Origin of the sequence: Bradyrhizobium shewense (assembly GCF_900094605.1) — a bacterium.
Lineage (GTDB): Bacteria > Pseudomonadota > Alphaproteobacteria > Rhizobiales > Xanthobacteraceae > Bradyrhizobium > Bradyrhizobium shewense.
In genome coordinates, this window is sequence record NZ_FMAI01000002.1 from 330,389 (window position 1) to 348,130 (window position 17,742).

At 60.6% G+C, this 17,742-nt stretch carries 16 protein-coding genes and 3 pseudogenes; 10 read left to right on the forward strand and 9 right to left on the reverse strand.

The features are described from left to right. Positions 1-419: 419 nt before the first annotated feature. Together GA0061098_RS05705 and GA0061098_RS05710 are read left to right on the forward strand one after the other, a co-directional pair. The gene (locus GA0061098_RS05705) at positions 420-905 is read left to right on the forward strand and encodes a Rid family hydrolase (protein WP_091954582.1); all 486 of its coding nucleotides are present in this window, start codon (positions 420-422) and stop codon (positions 903-905) included. 30 nt (positions 906-935) lie between these two features. Beyond that, positions 936-1,376 (forward strand): isochorismatase family protein, encoded by a 441-nt coding sequence (locus GA0061098_RS05710; RefSeq protein WP_245323168.1) that lies wholly within the window; start codon positions 936-938, stop codon positions 1,374-1,376. Between the two features lie 189 nt (positions 1,377-1,565). On the opposite strand, the gene GA0061098_RS05715 is transcribed toward GA0061098_RS05710, so the two are convergent. From GA0061098_RS05715 to GA0061098_RS05730, 4 genes and pseudogenes are all read right to left on the reverse strand, one after another. Next, a complete protein-coding gene (locus tag GA0061098_RS05715; protein WP_165637176.1) occupies positions 1,566-2,435 on the reverse strand; it encodes a COG3904 family protein in 870 nt (289 codons plus the stop codon). 159 nt (positions 2,436-2,594) lie between these two features. After that, positions 2,595-2,921, reverse strand: coding sequence for a hypothetical protein (locus GA0061098_RS05720; protein WP_129590815.1), 327 nt, complete (start codon positions 2,919-2,921; stop codon positions 2,595-2,597). A gap of 630 nt (positions 2,922-3,551) precedes the next feature. Then, a pseudogene (gorA, locus tag GA0061098_RS47395) lies at positions 3,552-4,976 on the reverse strand (glutathione-disulfide reductase). Between the two features lie 177 nt (positions 4,977-5,153). Further along, positions 5,154-5,531 carry a c-type cytochrome gene (locus GA0061098_RS05730; RefSeq protein ID WP_091955263.1) on the reverse strand — a complete coding sequence of 126 codons (378 nt, stop codon included), beginning with the start codon at positions 5,529-5,531 and terminating at the stop codon, positions 5,154-5,156. A 1,127-nt stretch (positions 5,532-6,658) separates the two neighbouring features. Between GA0061098_RS05730 and GA0061098_RS05740 the strand changes: the two genes are divergently transcribed. Next, positions 6,659-6,853 carry a hypothetical protein gene (locus GA0061098_RS05740; RefSeq protein WP_091954591.1) on the forward strand — a complete coding sequence of 65 codons (195 nt, stop codon included), beginning with the start codon at positions 6,659-6,661 and terminating at the stop codon, positions 6,851-6,853. Between the two features lie 869 nt (positions 6,854-7,722). On the opposite strand, the gene GA0061098_RS05750 is transcribed toward GA0061098_RS05740, so the two are convergent. The 5 genes from GA0061098_RS05750 to GA0061098_RS44765 form a co-directional block, all read right to left on the reverse strand. Then, on the reverse strand, positions 7,723-8,142 hold the full coding sequence (locus tag GA0061098_RS05750) for a cupin domain-containing protein (protein ID WP_091954593.1): 420 nt from the start codon (positions 8,140-8,142) through the stop codon (positions 7,723-7,725). A gap of 543 nt (positions 8,143-8,685) precedes the next feature. Further along, positions 8,686-9,603 carry an NADP-dependent oxidoreductase gene (locus GA0061098_RS05755; protein ID WP_091954596.1) on the reverse strand — a complete coding sequence of 306 codons (918 nt, stop codon included), beginning with the start codon at positions 9,601-9,603 and terminating at the stop codon, positions 8,686-8,688. Between the two features lie 178 nt (positions 9,604-9,781). Then, complete coding sequence (locus GA0061098_RS05760) at positions 9,782-11,071, reverse strand: MFS transporter (RefSeq protein ID WP_208610626.1); 1,290 nt, start codon at positions 11,069-11,071, stop codon at positions 9,782-9,784. A gap of 149 nt (positions 11,072-11,220) precedes the next feature. Further along, positions 11,221-11,604 (reverse strand): Cif family virulence factor, encoded by a 384-nt coding sequence (locus GA0061098_RS05765; protein WP_129590816.1) that lies wholly within the window; start codon positions 11,602-11,604, stop codon positions 11,221-11,223. 158 nt (positions 11,605-11,762) lie between these two features. Further along, entirely contained in the window at positions 11,763-12,056 is a 294-nt protein-coding gene (locus tag GA0061098_RS44765; RefSeq protein WP_165637152.1) for a hypothetical protein, read from the reverse strand. Between GA0061098_RS44765 and GA0061098_RS05770 the strand changes: the two are divergent. The 7 genes and pseudogenes from GA0061098_RS05770 to GA0061098_RS05800 all read left to right on the forward strand — a co-directional run. After that, positions 11,994-12,291 (forward strand): annotated as a pseudogene (locus GA0061098_RS05770) (IS21 family transposase); the annotation flags it as partial. The gene GA0061098_RS44765 and the pseudogene GA0061098_RS05770 overlap by 63 nt on opposite strands. A 319-nt stretch (positions 12,292-12,610) precedes the next feature. Next, positions 12,611-13,591 carry an AraC family transcriptional regulator gene (locus GA0061098_RS05775; protein ID WP_091954602.1) on the forward strand — a complete coding sequence of 327 codons (981 nt, stop codon included), beginning with the start codon at positions 12,611-12,613 and terminating at the stop codon, positions 13,589-13,591. 106 nt (positions 13,592-13,697) lie between these two features. Then, a complete protein-coding gene (locus GA0061098_RS05780) occupies positions 13,698-14,441 on the forward strand; it encodes a nitroreductase family protein (RefSeq protein WP_245323169.1) in 744 nt (247 codons plus the stop codon). 34 nt (positions 14,442-14,475) lie between these two features. Beyond that, positions 14,476-15,021, forward strand: a complete 546-nt coding sequence (locus tag GA0061098_RS05785; RefSeq protein WP_091955279.1) for a carboxymuconolactone decarboxylase family protein — start codon at positions 14,476-14,478, stop codon at positions 15,019-15,021. Positions 15,022-15,065: 44 nt separating this feature from the next. Beyond that, positions 15,066-15,362: an NAD(P)H-dependent oxidoreductase gene (locus GA0061098_RS45975; RefSeq protein ID WP_245323170.1), complete on the forward strand. Its 297-nt coding sequence runs from the start codon at positions 15,066-15,068 to the stop codon at positions 15,360-15,362. A gap of 17 nt (positions 15,363-15,379) precedes the next feature. Further along, positions 15,380-15,910: a DUF3788 domain-containing protein gene (locus tag GA0061098_RS05795; RefSeq protein ID WP_091955282.1), complete on the forward strand. Its 531-nt coding sequence runs from the start codon at positions 15,380-15,382 to the stop codon at positions 15,908-15,910. Positions 15,911-15,989: 79 nt separating this feature from the next. Continuing rightward, positions 15,990-16,902: pseudogene (locus tag GA0061098_RS05800) on the forward strand (NADP-dependent oxidoreductase). Positions 16,903-17,742 lie beyond the last annotated feature (840 nt).

Below are 17,742 nucleotides of genomic sequence, written 5' to 3' on the forward strand. Positions count from 1 at the left end.
CAGTTCGCTCTGACGAAGATCCGCTCCTGAAGGTAGCGGACAGTTTCCGCGACAGCTTCGAATACAGGTGTCGCGACCAACCACGTCGCATCTGCGCGGCTGGGGCGATGCACGCGTCCACGAGCCGTAACGTTCGTTCAACGTATTGGTGCAAGTGGGACGCCTCGCTCAACTCTCGTTTGGCTCGGTTTGCCTTTTTCAGCGCTGGGGCAACGGGAAATCTCTGAATGCGCGGTTGGTGGCATTCCTCGCTATTCGTGCCGCGGCGCGACGGCAATAACGATGGTCTATCGACTCTATTGCGAGAGGTAATTTCTCTCGCCGGCGTGGCAAGGTCATTCTCCAAAGCATCGTCGAAACGAAACTTTGAGTGCCGCCACCGACACGCGATGCCGGATTGAGAAGACAGGAGGCTCGATATGCAACGTAAGGTCATAAACGCCGCCGCAGTAAATGGTAAGGAGGCCGTCTATTTCGGTGTGCCGTGGGAAGATGCCTACGGATACGCACAGGCGATCAAGTTTGGTAACACGATCCATGTCTCCGGCCAGCTCAGCCACGACGAGAAGGGGAACCTAATAGCGCCTGCTTCTCTCGATGAAACCGGCAAGCCGGCCGAGTTCTCGATGATGGAACAGCAGATGCGGGCGACTTACGCCAATGCCGTCAAGCTTTTGGCGCGTTTCGGAGCGACGCTGGACAACGTCGTCGAGGAGACGCTGTATGTCGTCGATGTCGACGCCGCATTCGCCGCCGCGGGCAAGGTGCGCAAGGAGGCTTACGGCACGGCACGACCTCAGTGCGCCAGTAATCTGATCGGTGTGCCGAGACTGGCCTTTCCTGAACAGCTCATCGAAATCACCTTTAAAGCTATGCTGTCGGGAGCAGAAGCAAAGCCGCGGTGATAACTCGCCAGTGTCCGGAGTTAACGAAACATGACACAGGGACCTGAAACCGAGAGGGCGATAGCCGACATCCGGATGGAGCGGAAGGATTGCACTTTGGTGCTGGTCGATCAGCAAGCCGGACTTGCTTTCGGCGTGGGATCGATCGATCGCCAAATGCTTCTGAATAACCTAGCGCGCACTGCCACCGTTTTCGGCATGCCGATCGTGGCGTCCACGTCCGCCACCAAGGTCTACAGCGGTCCCCTGATGCCCGCGAGTCACGCTGTGATTCCCGAAGTGGTCGCGATCGACCGCCGCAACATGAACCTTTGGGAGGATGACGCTGTGCGCGGTGCGATCGTGGCGACGGGACGGCGGAAGCCGATCTTTTCGGGGCTGTTGACGGAAGCGTGCGTGGCCTTTCCAGTGCTCTCCGCTCGTGCGAGGCGAAGCAATCGAAATGTGCACCCGCTTGATTCGCCGGGGTAGTGGGCACGGCTAGTCGGAAAGTTGTTCGAGTAATCGGGGGAGACCCGTTGATGATGAGGGTAAGGGCGGACATCCCGGGAGCCGCTTTTGAAACGAGCATGACACATTTCGGAAATCGGCCATGAATATGCCGTTCGCGTCGGTTGGCTATAGGGGAAACCATCAATAGGTCCTCAGAGGGGATACCCGCTACTCTTGCCCAAGCGGGGCCACCGCGCTCACGCCGCCCGCGTGCCCCATAGCTTCAGCCGATTTGGTTGATATTGCTGGCTGTGGATTTGTCTCGGTCGCAACCGCGCTGCTTACGAAGCGCCCCCGCACCGTCTTCGGCGTCAGCTCGACCACCGCTGCCTTGTTGCCCGGCTGATCAACCATATGGGTCGTGACGAGCCCGGTCAGTCGCAACTCTTCCTGCGACAGTTCACGCAGATCTTCCCAGGGCGGCACGTTCAGCGATAGCGACAACAAATCACCCGCGCCACCCATGTCGAAGGTGTATTTCGCGAGACGACCGACATCGCGTTCCACGATCATCAGATCATCCGCGCTGTAGGTCGCGGCTTTGGCATCATTGGCGCGGTCACCGATCCAGATCTGATGCACCCGAACATGGGCAGTCTCGGGCACGTAACGCGTCTTGCCCGAGAGCAGCAGGAACACGCACATCGAGTCGCAATAGGCCACGGGCGCCATGTCGGAAGGAGCGCTCTGCACAGTGTTGGTCTGAACGCTCACGCCGACGGTGGTCAGCGCCCCGAGATCGCGCCAGCGCCGTCCGAGCGCGATCGCTTCATTGACCGAACCGCCGCTGGAATCCAGCACGATTGTCGCGCCGCCAAGCTGTCGACCGCGCGCGAATTCATCGAAATCCCTCGGAGTATCGGCCGTCACGATGCCGACCGCGCTGACCCAACCTCGGCAATTCGGCTGGCAAGCGATCCAGCTAAACTTCATTGGCAATTTGCGTAATTCGAGGGCGGCGCCCGCGCGCGCCGAACCACCCAGCATCGCCGCGGTGCCGAGCAACGCGATGGAAAGGGCGGCAACGCCGTGCAGCATCCAGCCTCGGGTTGCCGCCCAACCAGTGCGAGCAGAGGCTACATCGCAGCTGCGGGCGCATTCCGAGGATTCGGCCCTCGACATTGTCGCCAGATTGATCGAGAGCGAGACGGCAAACAGGAAACCCCGTATGACGAACATGTCGGAACCTTGGCCGGGCTATCGAGCCGGATTAGCCGCGTCGCAGGGGCGTATGTACACCGTCGGCGGCTGGTGCTGCTCGGGCGGCGGTACGGCTTCAGAATCAAGTAGCCAGGTCTGATGCTTGTTGCGCCATTTAAGACCGGGGCCGCGCATGTAGTGCAGCCCGGGCCGGTAACAGTCGCGCACGTCCATGATCAGATTGTGAATGACGTCGGCGACGTCGGAGGCTGACTCAGCCGCCTTGCGAGCAAAACCCGGCAACGCGGTATCAACTATGATTCTCATCGGTGAGCTCTTGCTGTCGTCTTTGCGGTTCGACAAATCGGCGCGGTTGTACCCCAACGCTAATCATAAAGAGATTGCCCACACCATTGCACAGAAGGTGCTCCATATCGTACTTCAGCTGAGAAGAGCATACCTAAGTCTAGGACATGCGCGGGCACGTCGTACCTCGACCGAGCGACATCGATCGATCAGCCGGATGGCGCTGCTGAAGTAGGATAATAAATCAAAGGTCGCGCGCCGCGTAGAGTGATGAGTGACCGATCGCGGCGGCCCCGTGGGATGTGGACTGATGCTTCATCTACGTGATCTTGGATAGGACCGGGTAACGCACGGCCTTGAATGCCCGCGCAATCAGCGACGAACAGCGATGCGGCTCGCATCGCCCGAGAAGAGCGCGACAGTTCGGCGACGCCAACGTTGCATCAGCGGACATGGGAATGGATGGCGCATGGGTCGATGTTGTTCTTGAAATCTTTGGCTTGATTGGGCGTCGTGTGGAAATAGAAGGGATCATCGCGCTCACCTTCAGGACTGCGGACTGTTCGCACGTAAGGGCGGCACGCGGCGAGCCGACGAGCGGGTAGTTCAGGCATCCTGCGCATCACTGCGAGCGCACTCCTCTCTGGCGTGCAGTGGCGTTTGGTCCGCAGCTTTCCGAGGGAGCATTCCGAATACGCGCCGGTCGCGTCAAACGGCGGCGCTTGGGACGAGCGGTGTCGACGCGTCGCGCCGATCGTACCGCACCGTCGGAGTCTGCATTGCGACGATCTCCTCAGAGATCGTCGGGTGCACGGCCATGACCGACACGAAGTCTTTCATGGTGGCTCCGCTGCCGATGGCGATGGCGAGCACCTGGATCATCTCGCTGGCCTCTTCGGCGAAGATATGGACCCTGAGGATCCGGTCCGTTGCGCAATCCACAATGACCTTCAAAAGCGCGGTCTCGCAATCGCCCGTCACGGCGGCCTTCAATGGCCGGAAGCGAACCTGGTAGACGTCGACGGCAGGGTACTGCGCCCTCGCTTCCAGCTCCGTCAGGCCAACGGAGCCGATCTCCGGGCTAGAGAAGACCGCCGTCGGCACATTGGAGTAGTCGACCTGCCACGCTTTCTTGCCGAACACGCTGTCGGCGAACGCGTGGCCCTCGCGGATCGCGACGGGGGTCAGGTTGAACTGGTTCGACACGTCACCCACGGCGTAGATGCTCGAGACATTCGTGCGGGAGCTCGCGTCGACAATGATAGCGCCGTCTGCCCCAGTCTTGACCCCGGCGCGGTCGAGCCCGAGCGAGGTCGTATTCGGCGTGCGGCCGAAGGCGAGCAGCACCTGGTCGGCCATCAGCCTTCCGCCCTGTTCAGTCGTAACGTCGATCCTTCCTGCATGGTCGCCGTCGCGGCCGTCCCTGTCCCGTCGTTCGAGGCGGCGGATGCTGTCGCTAAACATCAGCTTAATGCCACGGTTTGTGTAAGAAACCCGGCGATCGCCTGGCGCACGTCCTCGTCAAAGCCGCGCAAGACATTGCTTCCGCGGCAGACGACAGTGACGTCGCTTCCCAACGCGGCAAAGAGGGCCAGCGAAAGCCATTGCGATGTATCCGGCGCCGCCGATCACAAGCTTCCTCGGGAATGTCTTCAAGTCGAAGACGGCATCCGAGGTGATGCCGAGCTCGATGCCGTCGAAGCGAGGCAATTCGGGCCGTGGGCCTGTCGCTATCAGGATCGTGCGTGCCCGTACGCGACGGCCGCTTTTGAGGAGGCGCACCGTATGCGCGTCCTCGAGCACAGCACGAGACCTCACGACTTCGACGCCCGCACTTTCTTGACCGGCTCCATACAGCCCTTCCAGGCGTGCAATCTCGCGATCCTTAGCGGCGACCAATGACGGCCAGTCGAAATGCGGGAGCGACAGGCGCCAGCCGAATTCCGCGGCTTCGTCGAAAGTGTCGCTGAAACGGCTCGCGTAGACGAACAGCTTCTTCGGCACGCAGCCGCGGATGACGCACGTTCCTCCCAGCCGGTACTCCTCGGCGAGCATTACTCTCGCGCCATGTCCCGACGCGACGCGCGCAGCGCGGATGCCTCCTGACCCACCACCAATTTCGAACAAATCGATATCGTACTCCTTTCCGAGGAAGGCGCTGAAACCTCCGCGGTCGGTTTCGACACACCTGGGGAATCCTGAAATTTGTCTGTGTCGCTCAAGTCAGGCATTCAATCCATTCTGTAAGGGGCGTCGAAATGCTCTCATAGTCCACGCAGGCGCATTGCTGACGCCTCGCTCAACGAGCCGCTACTTCAACGTAGCAAGATAGGCAACGAGGTCCGCCCGGTCCGTCGAGTCCTTCAGCCCTGCGTAGGGCATCCTGTTTCCGGGAACCACCTTCTGTGGCGATTCCAAATACGCATCGAGGATCTTTGCATCCCAGACGATGCCGGAATTCTTGATAGCGTCGCTGTAGCGGAAGCCGGGAACCGTACCTGCTTTTCTGCCGATGATTCCTTCCAGGCCCGGCCCGACGCGATTGTCATGATCCGTTGCATGGCATGCTGCGCAAGGCTTGAAGACGGTTCTGCCGTGCTCGGCGTCCTGTGCGTACCCGGGATTCGCGGTTGCTCCGGCAAGTACGAGCACCGCGACAAACGCTCCAATCTTTCCTGCGCCTTTCATTGCGAACATCCCTTCTTAGCTCGGGTTCAGAGGTGGCGCGGCCGAGCAACGTAATCGTTGAGGTCGTTGGCGGTGGAAGGTTTTGTCGCTTTGGTCATTGGTCATCCGAGTTGCGGTCCATCTTTTGATCGCAGGGTAATCGCGTGATCATCCATCTGAGAGGCCCCTGTACGGCAGAAACGTGGGCCGCTTTATGCGGAGCAGTCTGCCTGACGCAGGTTCGCGCTCGGGCCGGCCGGAGCCGCTAGGCTCATCTACGCGAGCGCCGCTAGGGCGACGGCGAGCAGAGAGACAGCGACAGCCAGGCCGACAATCCCCGGTAATTTCATCGGTCTCCTTTGCCCGCGCGCATCACGGCGGGTCCGCGCAATAGTTTCGATCCTTCTAGAGGCGGCCGAGTGTGCTCGGCCCGCCCAGCAGATCCAAAGATCAGATACAGCGGACGAAATTAGAAATTCCATTTGGACATGCTTTCGATAGGCGTGAGATATCGTCGATATCGTCACCAAGAGCGCTGTGCGCGCGTGCGTCCGGCCCGTCTGCGATCAGCCGTCGTAGAGGTACTCAGGATGTCGGACGGTGTAGGGGACAAGAAAGAGCACTTCGCGATCACTCTATGTCCCGTCGCGTCGCAAGGCTTGGAAAAGCCATGCGTCGGTCGCGATCCGTACCCCGGCGGATAGCTCTTGCGGCACCTCGTGTGGAGCAGGGCGACGCGGCTTTTAGTACTGCGAGAGCGAGCCGTCGCCTCGGGGCAGTTCAAGCCGGCTCATTGCACGTCTCGTCCGAGCGCCCTAAGCTTTCGTATCGTCGTACCGCCCACTTTGGAGTGCTCGAGCTCAACCTGCGCTCAATTGAGCCGTTGGTGACAATCCTCTTACTCTTAGTGCATCCGAAATGCGCACGGGCCAAGAGGAGAGAACAATGCCGTACCGCTTGGAACGTCTTGGGTCTGACAAGGCTAGGCGATGCGCGGTCTGTGAGGGCAAGTTTGGTCTTGTCCGGCATTATTCGTGGCGAACGCCGCTTTGCTCCAGGAAGTGCGTCGATCGCTTCAAAGCCCGCCGCGAAAGTGACCACAACTGGTGGTTCCTAATCCCTTTCGACCACGACCGGGCGAGGGCGTCATGACGGTCCAGATATCACAACGAGGGAAGGAATATTTGAAGACAGCGCAGACTTTGCTTCGCACTGCCGAAACCATGACTGACCAAGCAATTGCGGTTCAGCTTAAGGTCCTTGCCGACCATTACCAGCGGCAAGGCGAGAAGGCTTCGCTCGACGATGCCGCCAAAGCATTGGCCCGAGCTGCCGAGCGCTGAATACGATTGGCATACATGAGCTGATGGGCAGCTTCCCTCAGCGACTATCGGGCGGACGAGATCGAACTTCGGCTGAAACCCCAGCGTCGGGCCGCGCGAATAGCACATCGCGAAAAACATCTTAAGAGGGTTGCCGCGTCTTCCAGCGCGAGTTCGCTGGGGCAAACCGATCATCTTCGTCACGAGCCACGGCGACATACCGGTGTCTGCGCAGGCAACGAAGCGGTGTGCGTCGCCCGGGCTTGCGGCGGAGGCCACGTTAGAAGGAACGCCGTTCGCGTGGTCTCGTGGCGCTGCTTTCCACCGCGCAATCGGACCGATTGGCCTAGATGTAGAGCAGACGTGCGTCCTCCCGAGCGTACTAACTCGACCGATCTGACGACCGTTGCGTTACAACCACCGACCCCGTCACCGGGTTTTTATACCCTCTCCTTTCTACCCGCGCGAAGTGTCGAAGTCGGCGTCAACGGACCTAAATGCCTTTCCGCCGACTGATCCGGTTCGGGAGCAGCGGGACAATGCATCCGCGAGTCCTATGCGCATCGGCCCAGACGGCCATCGCGACGAGGAGGCCTATCATGATCGCGATCATCGCCGTGCTCTGCAGTGTGTCTTTCCGGCAGATTGCGACGAGCAGACCGTCATCACATCGGACTTTGCCGATGTCTCGATGCAGTCCTGCCTGGGCGCACGGCAGCTCGCGATTGGATAAATCAGCATCCGACCTGGCGCCCTTGCGGCATGGCGCTGCCTGATGGCAGGCGCTGCATACATCGGCCCCGCCGAATCCTACGTGGCTCCGCGCGGCCCGGGGCCTTCCGGCCATCTCCGGGGCGATCTTGCACGGTGGCGCTGCCGAGTGCGTTTCGTTATTTGATGGGAGTGGTCAGCGCTTTATCATCGGTGTCGAGGATGAAGACAGCGAGCAGTTTCGCCGGTTCGGTCTTGCTCGCGTTGCGGCTGATCGAATGGGTCGCACCCGGCGGTTCGGACCAGCTCTCACCCGCCCGATAGATGCGCGTCTCGCCGTCATTTACCTTCGACTCGATCGCGCCCGAAATCACGTAGGCGTAGATGAAAGCCGACTTCGCGTGGGCGTGGGGCGCGGAGGCCGCGCCGGGTGCGTAATCGACTTCCACGGCGATCAGCGACTTGCCAGGGATATTGGGAATGGCCGCCTCGAAGTTCTTCGCGACGGTTTGCGCTCCGCTATCATGGGCGGAGATGGGGCTGGCCATCGAGAGGGCGAGGGCGGCGCAGTTGGCGGCGATGATGGTTCGGATCTTCATGGGCTTTCTCGCTCTGGGTGTCGGTCGGTCTTCGTTCTGGCGGTGCAGCTATGTCCCGAGAGGTTTCACACCGTACTTTTGTAGGTGCTCCTGATTTCGTCCTGACTTCGAAGAGGGTGGAGCAAAGATGTGGGCTGGAGACATCAATGGGATGATAGAAGTGGTTTCGATTCTGACAACGTGATCGACAGGATACGCCGGGCCATTCTCGCCGAACCAAGTTGGCGATCATCAAAGAGTCGCCATCGTCCGGAGGCAGTATCAACGCACGGCCCTTGAACCGATAACCGCGCCGCCGCTCCAGCCCGCTTGCGAAGCGTAGTGCCGTCTCGACTCGTGCCGCATCCAGCACCGGAAACATTTGATAACCGCTTTGCTCTTGCGTGCCCATCGAGTGGATTCCTTGGCGCCTAGCACGACCGTTGGGATCAGCTCGGAGACGGTGGGATGAATGGGCACAGCCCGGCGCGGCGCGTAGAGGGCCCAAGTGCAAGGCACCGACAATCCATATGGGAGAGGGAACCGCTCGCCTTCTCTGTTTCCTCACGGACGAACTCGGATGATCGTCTTCCCGCTGATCCGCTTGGTCGGATTGAAAGCGGCGACGGCATTGTTGAGGGACGCGATGTTGCCGATGTTTGTATGCAGTCGTCCGTCCCGCACCCGCTGGATGATCTCACATAGTTGGGCGCGATCGGACACGAGAACGAAGTCGATCGCTAGGCCGTCGGCAGGCCGCGCCTCGGTCGGCCCGGCGATGGTTACCAGCGTTCCTCCAGCTTGAATCAGGCCTGCCGACCGCTTCCCGACATCGCCGCCGATGACATCGAAAACTAGGTGGACTCGGCCGACGGATTCGAGACTGTCGTTCTCGAGATCGACGAACTCCTGCGCGCCGAACTCACGCGCCTTCTGACGGTCGGCAGCGCGACCAGTGCCGATGACGTTGGCGCCGGCCTCACGTGCGAGCTGCGTCGCCATCGAACCGACTGCGCCGGCCGCGCCGTGCACGAGGACGCTCTGCCCCGCCCGAAGGCGGCCGTGCACGAACAGTCCCTGCCACGCGGTGAGGCCCGGCATCGCCACGGCCGCACCCACCGTGAAGTCGACGTTGCCCGGAAGCGGCGCGAGGTTGCGTGCCTCCACTGCCACATACTCCGCCAAGGTGCCGCCGCGATACGAGTCCGAGAGACCGAACACCCGTTGTCCCAGCGACAGCCCCGTCGTGCCATAGCCGAGAGCGGTGACCACACCCGCCAGCTCCTGGCCGGGAATTGTCGGCGTCCGGTCACGGTCGAGGCGATCGGTCCAGGTCGAGGGCCATGTCAGCTCGCCCGAGGTGAATCCCGACGCATGAACCTGAACGATGACCTCGTTTATCGCCGCATGCGGCGCGGGCTGCTCCACCAGCTTCATCCCGGCCGTTCCCGCAGCCTGATCCGTCACAACTATCGCCTTCATGATAATTTCTCTTCGGTCATTTGTCTCTTTGCTAGATCTGTTCCGGCGATAACCTGCGCTTGCGCTCGGCGCTACACCCGGCCGCTACACCGGGCGCGGCCGAATTGCTGGTCGATTGCGGCCCATCCCCCGACGCAACCTTCTTGATCGACCCGGACGGCAAAGCCAGCGACCATTCTCATGACACTGCTCGCCGTGTTGGTGAACCGGCAGCGTTCAAGCTGTCGCAGGTGCTGTTCCCCGTCGTGTCGGTATGCATATTGCGTGCGCCGAGGACAGTGAACAGGGTTGCGACGAGGGCAAGTCCGCTGTATCCGAGCGCGATCTGCGGTAGCGAGAACGCGTTGGAAGGTTGGCCGGAGATGAGGCTGGGGAAGGCGGCGCCGCCGTAACAGATGAGGTAGATCGCGCTGAAGATCGGTGCCCGTTCGGCTGGGGTGCTGCCATGCAGCAGGCCGTGGGTGGCGGCGCTAATGGCGATTCCTTGGCCGGCTCCGGCGACGATGGTTGCGATAATGAACAAAACCAGTGTGCTGGCGGCGATCGCCGTGCTGAGGCCGATCATTCCGGCCAGGAAGGTGATCATACCGACGCGTTGGGCTACCGCGGATGTGAAGCGGCTGCCGATGGGAGCGCCGAGAACGCTGAGGGTCATATAGGCCGCGAACACCGCTCCGAGTATGAGCGGGCTGCTGGTGTGGAGTTGATCTTCGACTAACGCGGGCACGAATGCTTGGTAGAAGCCCGCGCTTGCCCATGTGGCCAGGAACACCGCCGCCGCGACAGGAAGCAGATGCCTGACCCGGGCGGGTACGCTGACACGGGGTAACAGGGATCGCCAAGCGCCTGGCGTCGGAGTTGCTGTTTCCGGGCTGATGGCAATGAGTGCTGCAGACAATAGTAGGAAGCCGACGCAAACCAGGTAGATGAGATCGCGTGGCCAGGGACCGAACTGGACCAGGGCGCCAGAGGCGATGGCGCCGACAGTCAGGCCGAGCATCGGTCCCTGGCTAGAGGCGACGGACGCCAACCATTCTGGTCTGCTGGGTGCGGCGTCGACGATGTAGGAGGTCAGGCTGCAGCTGGCCAACCCGGTACCGACGCCCACGAGGAGCCGACCGGCCAGCAGGGTGTGGATGTCGTGCACATTCAGCAACAGCAGACAGGCCAGCAGTAGCATGCTGAGGCTCGTGATCGCAGTGAGCCGGCGGCCCAGATGATTGGACAATCGTCCCAGCACCAACAGTGCGGCGATGGTGCCGATGGCGTAGGCAACGACGGCCATCGAGATGCCGGCGTTAGTGAACCCGTCCTCCGCCCGGTACACGTTGTAAAGGGGAATCGGAGCGGCGGCCGCGGCAAACGAGACCACTAGGGAGACTACTGCAGACAAGAATGCCAGCCGGAGCGTTCCGCCCCGATGAGCCTGGTTGATCACTGGTGCCACGTTCTGCATCGGGCCGCTCATCCGGCGTCTCCGAGAGAATTCGGGCGCACAGGCCCAAAATCTCCGACTAGGTAGTTTCACCAAGGGGCTTTCATCGTCGACGCCAGGCCGAAGAGCGGCTCCATGGCTGAGAGCTGCCGTGCCGCGCATATGTCAGGCGGACTTTCAAACTAGTGTCCCTTGATTATTGTCGATCCAGTAACGCCATCGTCCATCTGCGCCGCGCGCACGATATCGCTCGCCGGGCCCCAAGGTGCACCTCTTGCCGTCGTGACCTGTGCCATCAATTGACCAGTCCAGCACGATCCGGGCGATATCGCCGGCAACGACACATGTCGCGCCTTCGTCTTCGGCGGTAGACCGAGCCTGAGATCGCGCTCGAGTCGGGCGGCAATTTCGGTGTGATCAGTGATGGTTCGCCGGTCATTCGCGATGAATACGGCCTCTGGGTGGTACAAGGCCATTGTCGCGCTGACCTTACCGGAATGAAATTGCTCAAGCAGCGGCGCGACAATGCCTTCGGGTTCAGTAGAGAGCGGATAGGAGTCTGACATCAGGGGCCTCCTGCTCGTGTTGGCTGAAACGGTCGCCCTGGACGTTATTCGATGAAATTTGCGACAGCGGTTGTCATTGGTCGCAGCGCGGGACGAAAGTTTCCAATATCCGGTACGAATAGTTTTCATAACTGCGGGGAATTGTGCTGCGACAGTCCTCACTTCCATTCATAAACAAGGCAAGTTGCGCAGGTCGCGACGGCATCACGCCGCGCGGCGAGCGGCAATAATGATCGTCTATCGAATCGATGGTGAATGGTAATTTCATTTCGGCGCTTGCGCTTGCGGTCCAGCGACTGGTGGAAAAGAGCCCACGCGTCGCACACATCACCGGGCTGTTGGTCCACTTTCAGCGACCGCTCGATAAAGCGATCGACATCGATGGCGACGAGGTTCAAGCCTATGCCGATCGCATCGTGATCCGCCAGGATGGACGCATCGTTGCCGAGCACTCACGATCCTTTAATGCGATATCGTCTACGACCCATGCATTATGTGCCGGTGCTCGCCCGCAAACCAGGCGCCTTGCGCAACGGTGCTCCCTTCAAGGACTGGGTGCTGCCGGCCGCGATCGAGCGGATTCGGCGCAAGCTCGCCAGCACCGATGACGGCAATCGGCAGATAGCCGATATCCTCAACGCGGTGCTGACCGACGGTCTGCCCGCGGTGGAAGCGGCTTTTCCGGAATGTAAAGAGCGATTGAGTTGCCGAAGAACTGCAGCGTACGTTGGCGTGCAATTAGGACAGATCGTTCGAAAGGTTTGGGTCGGACGGACCGGCGAAGACGCAGTTGTGGGCGTGGCACGCGAAGACGCAGTTGTGGGCGTGGCACGTAAACTGGGACAACGCTCAATCAGCAGGCTGCGATGCCCTCAGGAAAATGTATACGTTCTTCTGACGGGTGATTGGACGCCTGTTCAGGGTGCTACGAAACAATTCGATGACTTCGGTCAAACGACGTTCGACCGTGATAAAGTGCTCGAGACGTTCAATCTCCCGAGTTCTTATGTCCCAAGTCGACTGGCTAAGCCATCTCCTGCAAATCGTCACCATAACCGGCCAGCTTGAGGTCCGCTGTGCCTACGGTGCTCCGTGGCGTGTTGTCTGGAGCCAAGCCGCGGCAAACGAAATCCCGTACCACGTGATCGTCAAGGGCCGCGCCATTATCGAGGATCCAGAGACGCGAACGGCACGAGAGCTGGTGGGTGGAGACGTCGTCTTGCTGCCTCACGGTGCGGCGCATGTGCTGCACGATGGTAGCGGGCAAACGCCTATCCATACCCGGCAATACCGGGGATCTGCGGGATGGACGCTGAGCGAGAACGATGGCGACGGCGAGCAACTCGATCTGTTGTGTGGTCGATTTTTTATTGCGCCACCACATGACCGGCTGATCCGCAGCTATATGCCCGCCAATCTTGTGACACGGGCCATGAACGGGCATGGAGAAGATGAAATAGGCTCTGCCTCCAACCAGCTGGCCAGCCTGGTAAGGCTGATGCGAATGGAGTCCTCCGGTGACAAAGCGGGAGGACGAGCCATTCTCAACGCACTGTCGTCCGCCCTGTTCACCTTGGTATTGCGCGCGGCAAGCGCAAGCGATAGCGCGCCCGCAGGCTTGTTGGCTCTGGCTGGTCATCCGCGACTTGCTCCAGCAATTGCGGCGATGTTCGCCGAGCCGACGCGGTCCTGGAAACTCCCTGATCTGGCGGATTTGTGTGGGATGTCGCGCGCTACGTTCATGAGGCACTTCCAGGACAGGTTGGGTCGCTCCGCCCTCGACCTGTTGACCGATCTGCGCATGAGCCTGGCAGCCAACGAATTGAGAAAGCCGGCGATCAGCACCGAGGCTGTGGCTGAGACGGTCGGGTACCAATCCGTGTCTGCATTCCGGCGGGTGTTTGCCGAAAGGATGGGGATGACGCCAGGGGAATGGCGCCGACTGGCTTACAACGGCGAGCAAGCGGGCGAGGCCCAAGACCTATGAATGTCGAATTGATCCTTTCGAGCATCATATTGAGCTGATCCGGTCTCGAAGTTTGCGCCGCTAGCCGTAACTTGGCTCCGTAATCACTTGATGAAGGAGCCACCCAATGAATTGCCTACCCACAGTCACCGCCGATCCTGCAGTCGGTGTCATCGCGGGCACCTGCACACAGGCCGAAAAGAGCGGAGAAGCTCTCGCCGCCCAATCCTCCCATCTAACCGCGCGTCCGGGTCCGACGAACGCCGTCATCGAAACTATTCTGAGCCGCAGTGCCGCCAAGTATTACGACCCCACCGCCGTCCTGAGCGACGACCAGATTCGGCACCTGGTGCGGATCGGCACTTCGGCGCCGACATCCTTCCACCTGCAGAACTGGCGCTTTATCGCCATCCGTACACCTGAGGCCAAGGCCCGGTTGCGTCCAATCGCCTGGAACCAGCCCGCGATCACGGACGCCGCCGTTACCTTCATCATCATCGGCCAACTCGCCGATGCCAGCACCGTGCCCGAGCGACTGGCACCGGTGGTGGAAGCCGGCATCATGCCAGCGCACCTGGTGCCGGACTGGGAACTCCCGGCACGGGGGCTTTACGACGACCAGCCGCAACGCCAGCGCGACGAGGCGGTGCGCACTGCGACCTTTGGGGCTGCGGCGATGATCTATACGGCCCGGTCGCTGGCGTGGGGCTCGACACCGATGATCGGTTTCGACGCCGAAGCCGTCCATCGCGAGTTCGGCCTGGCCGACGACGAGATCCCGGTGATGCTGCTGACGGTCGGGCCGGAGCGCGCTGGCAACTGGCCGCAGAAGCCGCGCATGCCGGTGGCCGATGTGCTGGACTTCGCATAATTCCAAATCAATTCAGTAGTTTATGGAGATTACGATGGTACGAACTGCTGCTCTGAAGCCGGAACACGTGCCGGCCGAATCGAAACCGACCCTCGATGCGTTCACCAAGAACATCGGGTTCACCCCGAATATGATGGCGGCCTTCGCGCAGAGTCCGATCGCGTTCAATTCGTGGGCCACCCTGCTCGGATCCCTCAGCAAAGCGCTCGACGTGAAGACACGAGACAGTATCGGCCTTGCGGTGTCCGAAGTGAACGGTTGCAACTACTGTCTGACGGTTCACAGCTTCACGGCCGAGCATATGGCCAAGCTGCCGGCAGATGACATCATCCTCGCTCGAAAGGGTCATGCCATGGACCCGAAGCGGGACGCCGCTGTCCAGTTTGCACGCAAAGTCATCGAGACGCGCGGGCACGTCGGCGACGCTGATCTGAAATCCGTCCGCGATGCCGGCTACACCGACGCGAACATCATCGAGATCGTCGCATTGGTGGCCATGTACTCGCTGACGAATTTCTTCAACAACGTCTTCGATCACGACAAGGACTTTCCGGCCGTCGCGCCGGCCGGCTCGATCTGAGCTCGGTCCCGTCGCAACCTCACGAAACAATTGGGATCGATCGCATGAACATCCTCCATATCGATTGCAGCCCGCGTCAGGAGTCGCATAGCCGCCAGCTTTCGGCAGCGATCGTCGAAATGCTTCTCAAGGTTGCGCCCGGGGCAAGCATCCGCCGGCGTGATTTGGAGACCGACCCCTTGCCTCACGCCGTGGCAGATTATGCGGTCGCGCTATCGACACCGGCGGCGATCGATCTGACGGTCATGGGGGAGCGTCGTCGCGCCAGGAAATCCTCATGGGCACACAGGACGATCGTGGTGACCCCGCATCATAATCTACCGGCTCCAGCCGCTCTATGAACACGAGGTATTTGATAATGTTACGTGCAGATACGAGAGTAATAGCCGCCGATGGCGCAACGCTTCCCCAGATCGGCGACAAGATCACCGACAAATCAGCGCCGCCCGATGATGGTGCCGTGCGCGAATGGATCGGGCCAGAGGTGTCCGGGCATTGGGCCGAACTGCGGAACTGGATCGGCGAATTCTACCCTGGCGTTTTCGCGCCCGACTGGCTCTACGGTGGCAAGAACCGCGGTTGGTCCTTGCGCTACAAGAAGACCAGGGCCTTCGTCACCCTGGTGCCGGAATACGAGCGGTTTTCGACTTTGGTGGTCATGGGTGGCGCGGAGCGGGAGAAGTTTGAGGAGCGGCGCTACGTCTGGCGCCCGCAATTGGTCAAACTCTACGATGATGCGAAGACATATACAGACGGAAAGTGGCTGACAGTTGCCATCTCGTCGGCGGATGATCTGCATGATGTGATGGAGCTTCTCACGTTGAAGCGCCCGCCATTGCCGCACAGCAATTCGACATCGAGGTCGCCGCGGAAGACGTCGAGCCGATAACGAGTGCGTGAAAGATCGAAAAGACCTTCAACGCCTGCAGTTTTAGCCCGAACCAACAAATCTCCGAGGAGACAATTCCATGAAAGCAATCGTTGTAACAGACCAGAACGCGGGTCCGGCCGGGATGAAGCTGATGGAGCGCCCCGAGCCCGCAGGCCGCGATAAACGACCTCGTCGTTGAGTTACATGCGGCGGGCTTCGTAAAACACCGAACTGGAGTGGCCCTCGACCTGGGCCGATTGAGCCTTCCATGACCGGACGCCATCGATTCTCGGCCACGAACTGGCTGGTGTCGTTACCGCTCTTGGCTACGGCACTACAGAGCTGTCAATCGGGCAGAGGGTGTTTGGCCTGTCGGATTGGCATCGTGACGGCACGCTCGCCGAGTACGTCGCCATGGAAGCACGAAACCTCGCGCCGTTGCCAGGCCATGTCGATTTCACGGTGCGCGCGAGCCTGCCGATCTCGGGCCTGACCCATGGCAGGGTCTGTTCCAGCGCGGCCGACTCCAAGCGGGGCAGAGCGTACTTGCGCATGGCGCGGCTGGCGCGGTCGGCTCGATCGTGACGCAGCTTGCACGGGAGGCAGGAGCCTATGTCATTGGCACTGGACGAGCCGCCGATCGTCAGAAGGCGCTCGACTTCGGAGAAAATGAATTCATCGACATCGAGAACGACGTTTGGAAGACGTCGGTGGCATCGATCTGGTGTTCGACGTGATCGGCGGCGATATCCAGAAGCGGTCCGCAGCGCTGGTCCGGGCTAGGGGGCACGCTGATAACCGTTGTCGGGCCAACGGATATTCGCCCCGCCGAGGAGCTGACAATCGACTTCGTCGTCGAGGTTGATCGGGCCCAGCTCAGTGAGATCATCCAGCGGGTGCGAGACGGACGACTGCGGACGGACATCGGCGAGATTTCGTCCTTCAAAGAGGCCGTCGGTACCCTCAACTCGACCGCGCGACGCGCGGGAGTCATTAGCGTTCGCCCGTGAGGACGTAGGAGACGCGAGAGTTCGGAGCCCTCATACCCGTAACGCATCGTCCCGGCAGACGCCTACGCGCTGCTTGAATGGCAGCTTCATGCCGGGAGCGCGTAGACGCCACTAAGATGTTGCGCGAGCAGGCTCGCGTGCGGCGTGAGCGCAGAGAAATCACGAGCGCAAAGATAAAGTTTCCTAAGCGCCCAAGGTTCTTGCAGCGCCCCAACACGGGTCCGCTAAAGCGGGCGTCCTTAATGCTCATTCGCTCCAGCTCAGCAAAAGACTGATAGAGATTTAGACGATGTGGTGCGGGCGTGGAGCAGTCCGGGCACGCGTTACACTCCAGTGGCACATGAGCGGAACACTCGGCGCAAGCTGTGCTGCTTGCTAGATCGATTTGGAAATCACTCAAAGTGGTCATCTACCGTGTCACCCGAACATCGCCGTAGTCTTCCGCCATCGGCCGCTCACCGTCAAAGTCAGTATGAGCGAGTAGGGCGCCGATGCCAACAACACCATGCCGCCAATCCAGACGAGGCAGGTTGCGTCAGATAGAGGCCGACGTCCCAACTCCTATACTGCCGATGAGCCCGAATAGCGTGCCGGCATTGAAGAGCAACCCGACGACGCCCCAAAGCCAAAAAAGAACGGCAAGGAAGCCCTTTGAGATGCCATGGTGACTTCTGAGTCGGAATGTGCGTTCCCAACTCTCTTTCCGTTTAAATAGCCCCATTTAAATCCCCAAGCCCGTTGCAACTCTAAGGCACGGGAAGGGAGCGGGCAATCCAATTTGGGCATGGACTTTAGGCGAGCCCTTTCGGCCTTGAATCAGCCAACGCTGGCGGCGGTGAG

Coding starts and splice junctions, on each gene's coding strand:
- GA0061098_RS05710 (WP_245323168.1), top strand. CDS start 936: ATGACACAGGGACCTGAAACCGAGAGGGCGATAGCCGACATCCGGATG.
- GA0061098_RS05760 (WP_208610626.1), bottom strand. CDS start 11,071: ATGAGCGGCCCGATGCAGAACGTGGCACCAGTGATCAACCAGGCTCAT.
- GA0061098_RS05780 (WP_245323169.1), top strand. CDS start 13,698: ATGAATTGCCTACCCACAGTCACCGCCGATCCTGCAGTCGGTGTCATC.
- GA0061098_RS05755 (WP_091954596.1), bottom strand. CDS start 9,603: ATGAAGGCGATAGTTGTGACGGATCAGGCTGCGGGAACGGCCGGGATG.
- GA0061098_RS05705 (WP_091954582.1), top strand. CDS start 420: ATGCAACGTAAGGTCATAAACGCCGCCGCAGTAAATGGTAAGGAGGCC.
- GA0061098_RS45975 (WP_245323170.1), top strand. CDS start 15,066: ATGAACATCCTCCATATCGATTGCAGCCCGCGTCAGGAGTCGCATAGC.
- GA0061098_RS05765 (WP_129590816.1), bottom strand. CDS start 11,604: ATGTCAGACTCCTATCCGCTCTCTACTGAACCCGAAGGCATTGTCGCG.
- GA0061098_RS05750 (WP_091954593.1), bottom strand. CDS start 8,142: ATGAAGATCCGAACCATCATCGCCGCCAACTGCGCCGCCCTCGCCCTC.
- GA0061098_RS05730 (WP_091955263.1), bottom strand. CDS start 5,531: ATGAAAGGCGCAGGAAAGATTGGAGCGTTTGTCGCGGTGCTCGTACTT.
- GA0061098_RS05795 (WP_091955282.1), top strand. CDS start 15,380: ATGTTACGTGCAGATACGAGAGTAATAGCCGCCGATGGCGCAACGCTT.
- GA0061098_RS05715 (WP_165637176.1), bottom strand. CDS start 2,435: ATGCTGCACGGCGTTGCCGCCCTTTCCATCGCGTTGCTCGGCACCGCG.
- GA0061098_RS05775 (WP_091954602.1), top strand. CDS start 12,611: ATGTCCCAAGTCGACTGGCTAAGCCATCTCCTGCAAATCGTCACCATA.
- GA0061098_RS05740 (WP_091954591.1), top strand. CDS start 6,659: ATGACGGTCCAGATATCACAACGAGGGAAGGAATATTTGAAGACAGCG.
- GA0061098_RS05785 (WP_091955279.1), top strand. CDS start 14,476: ATGGTACGAACTGCTGCTCTGAAGCCGGAACACGTGCCGGCCGAATCG.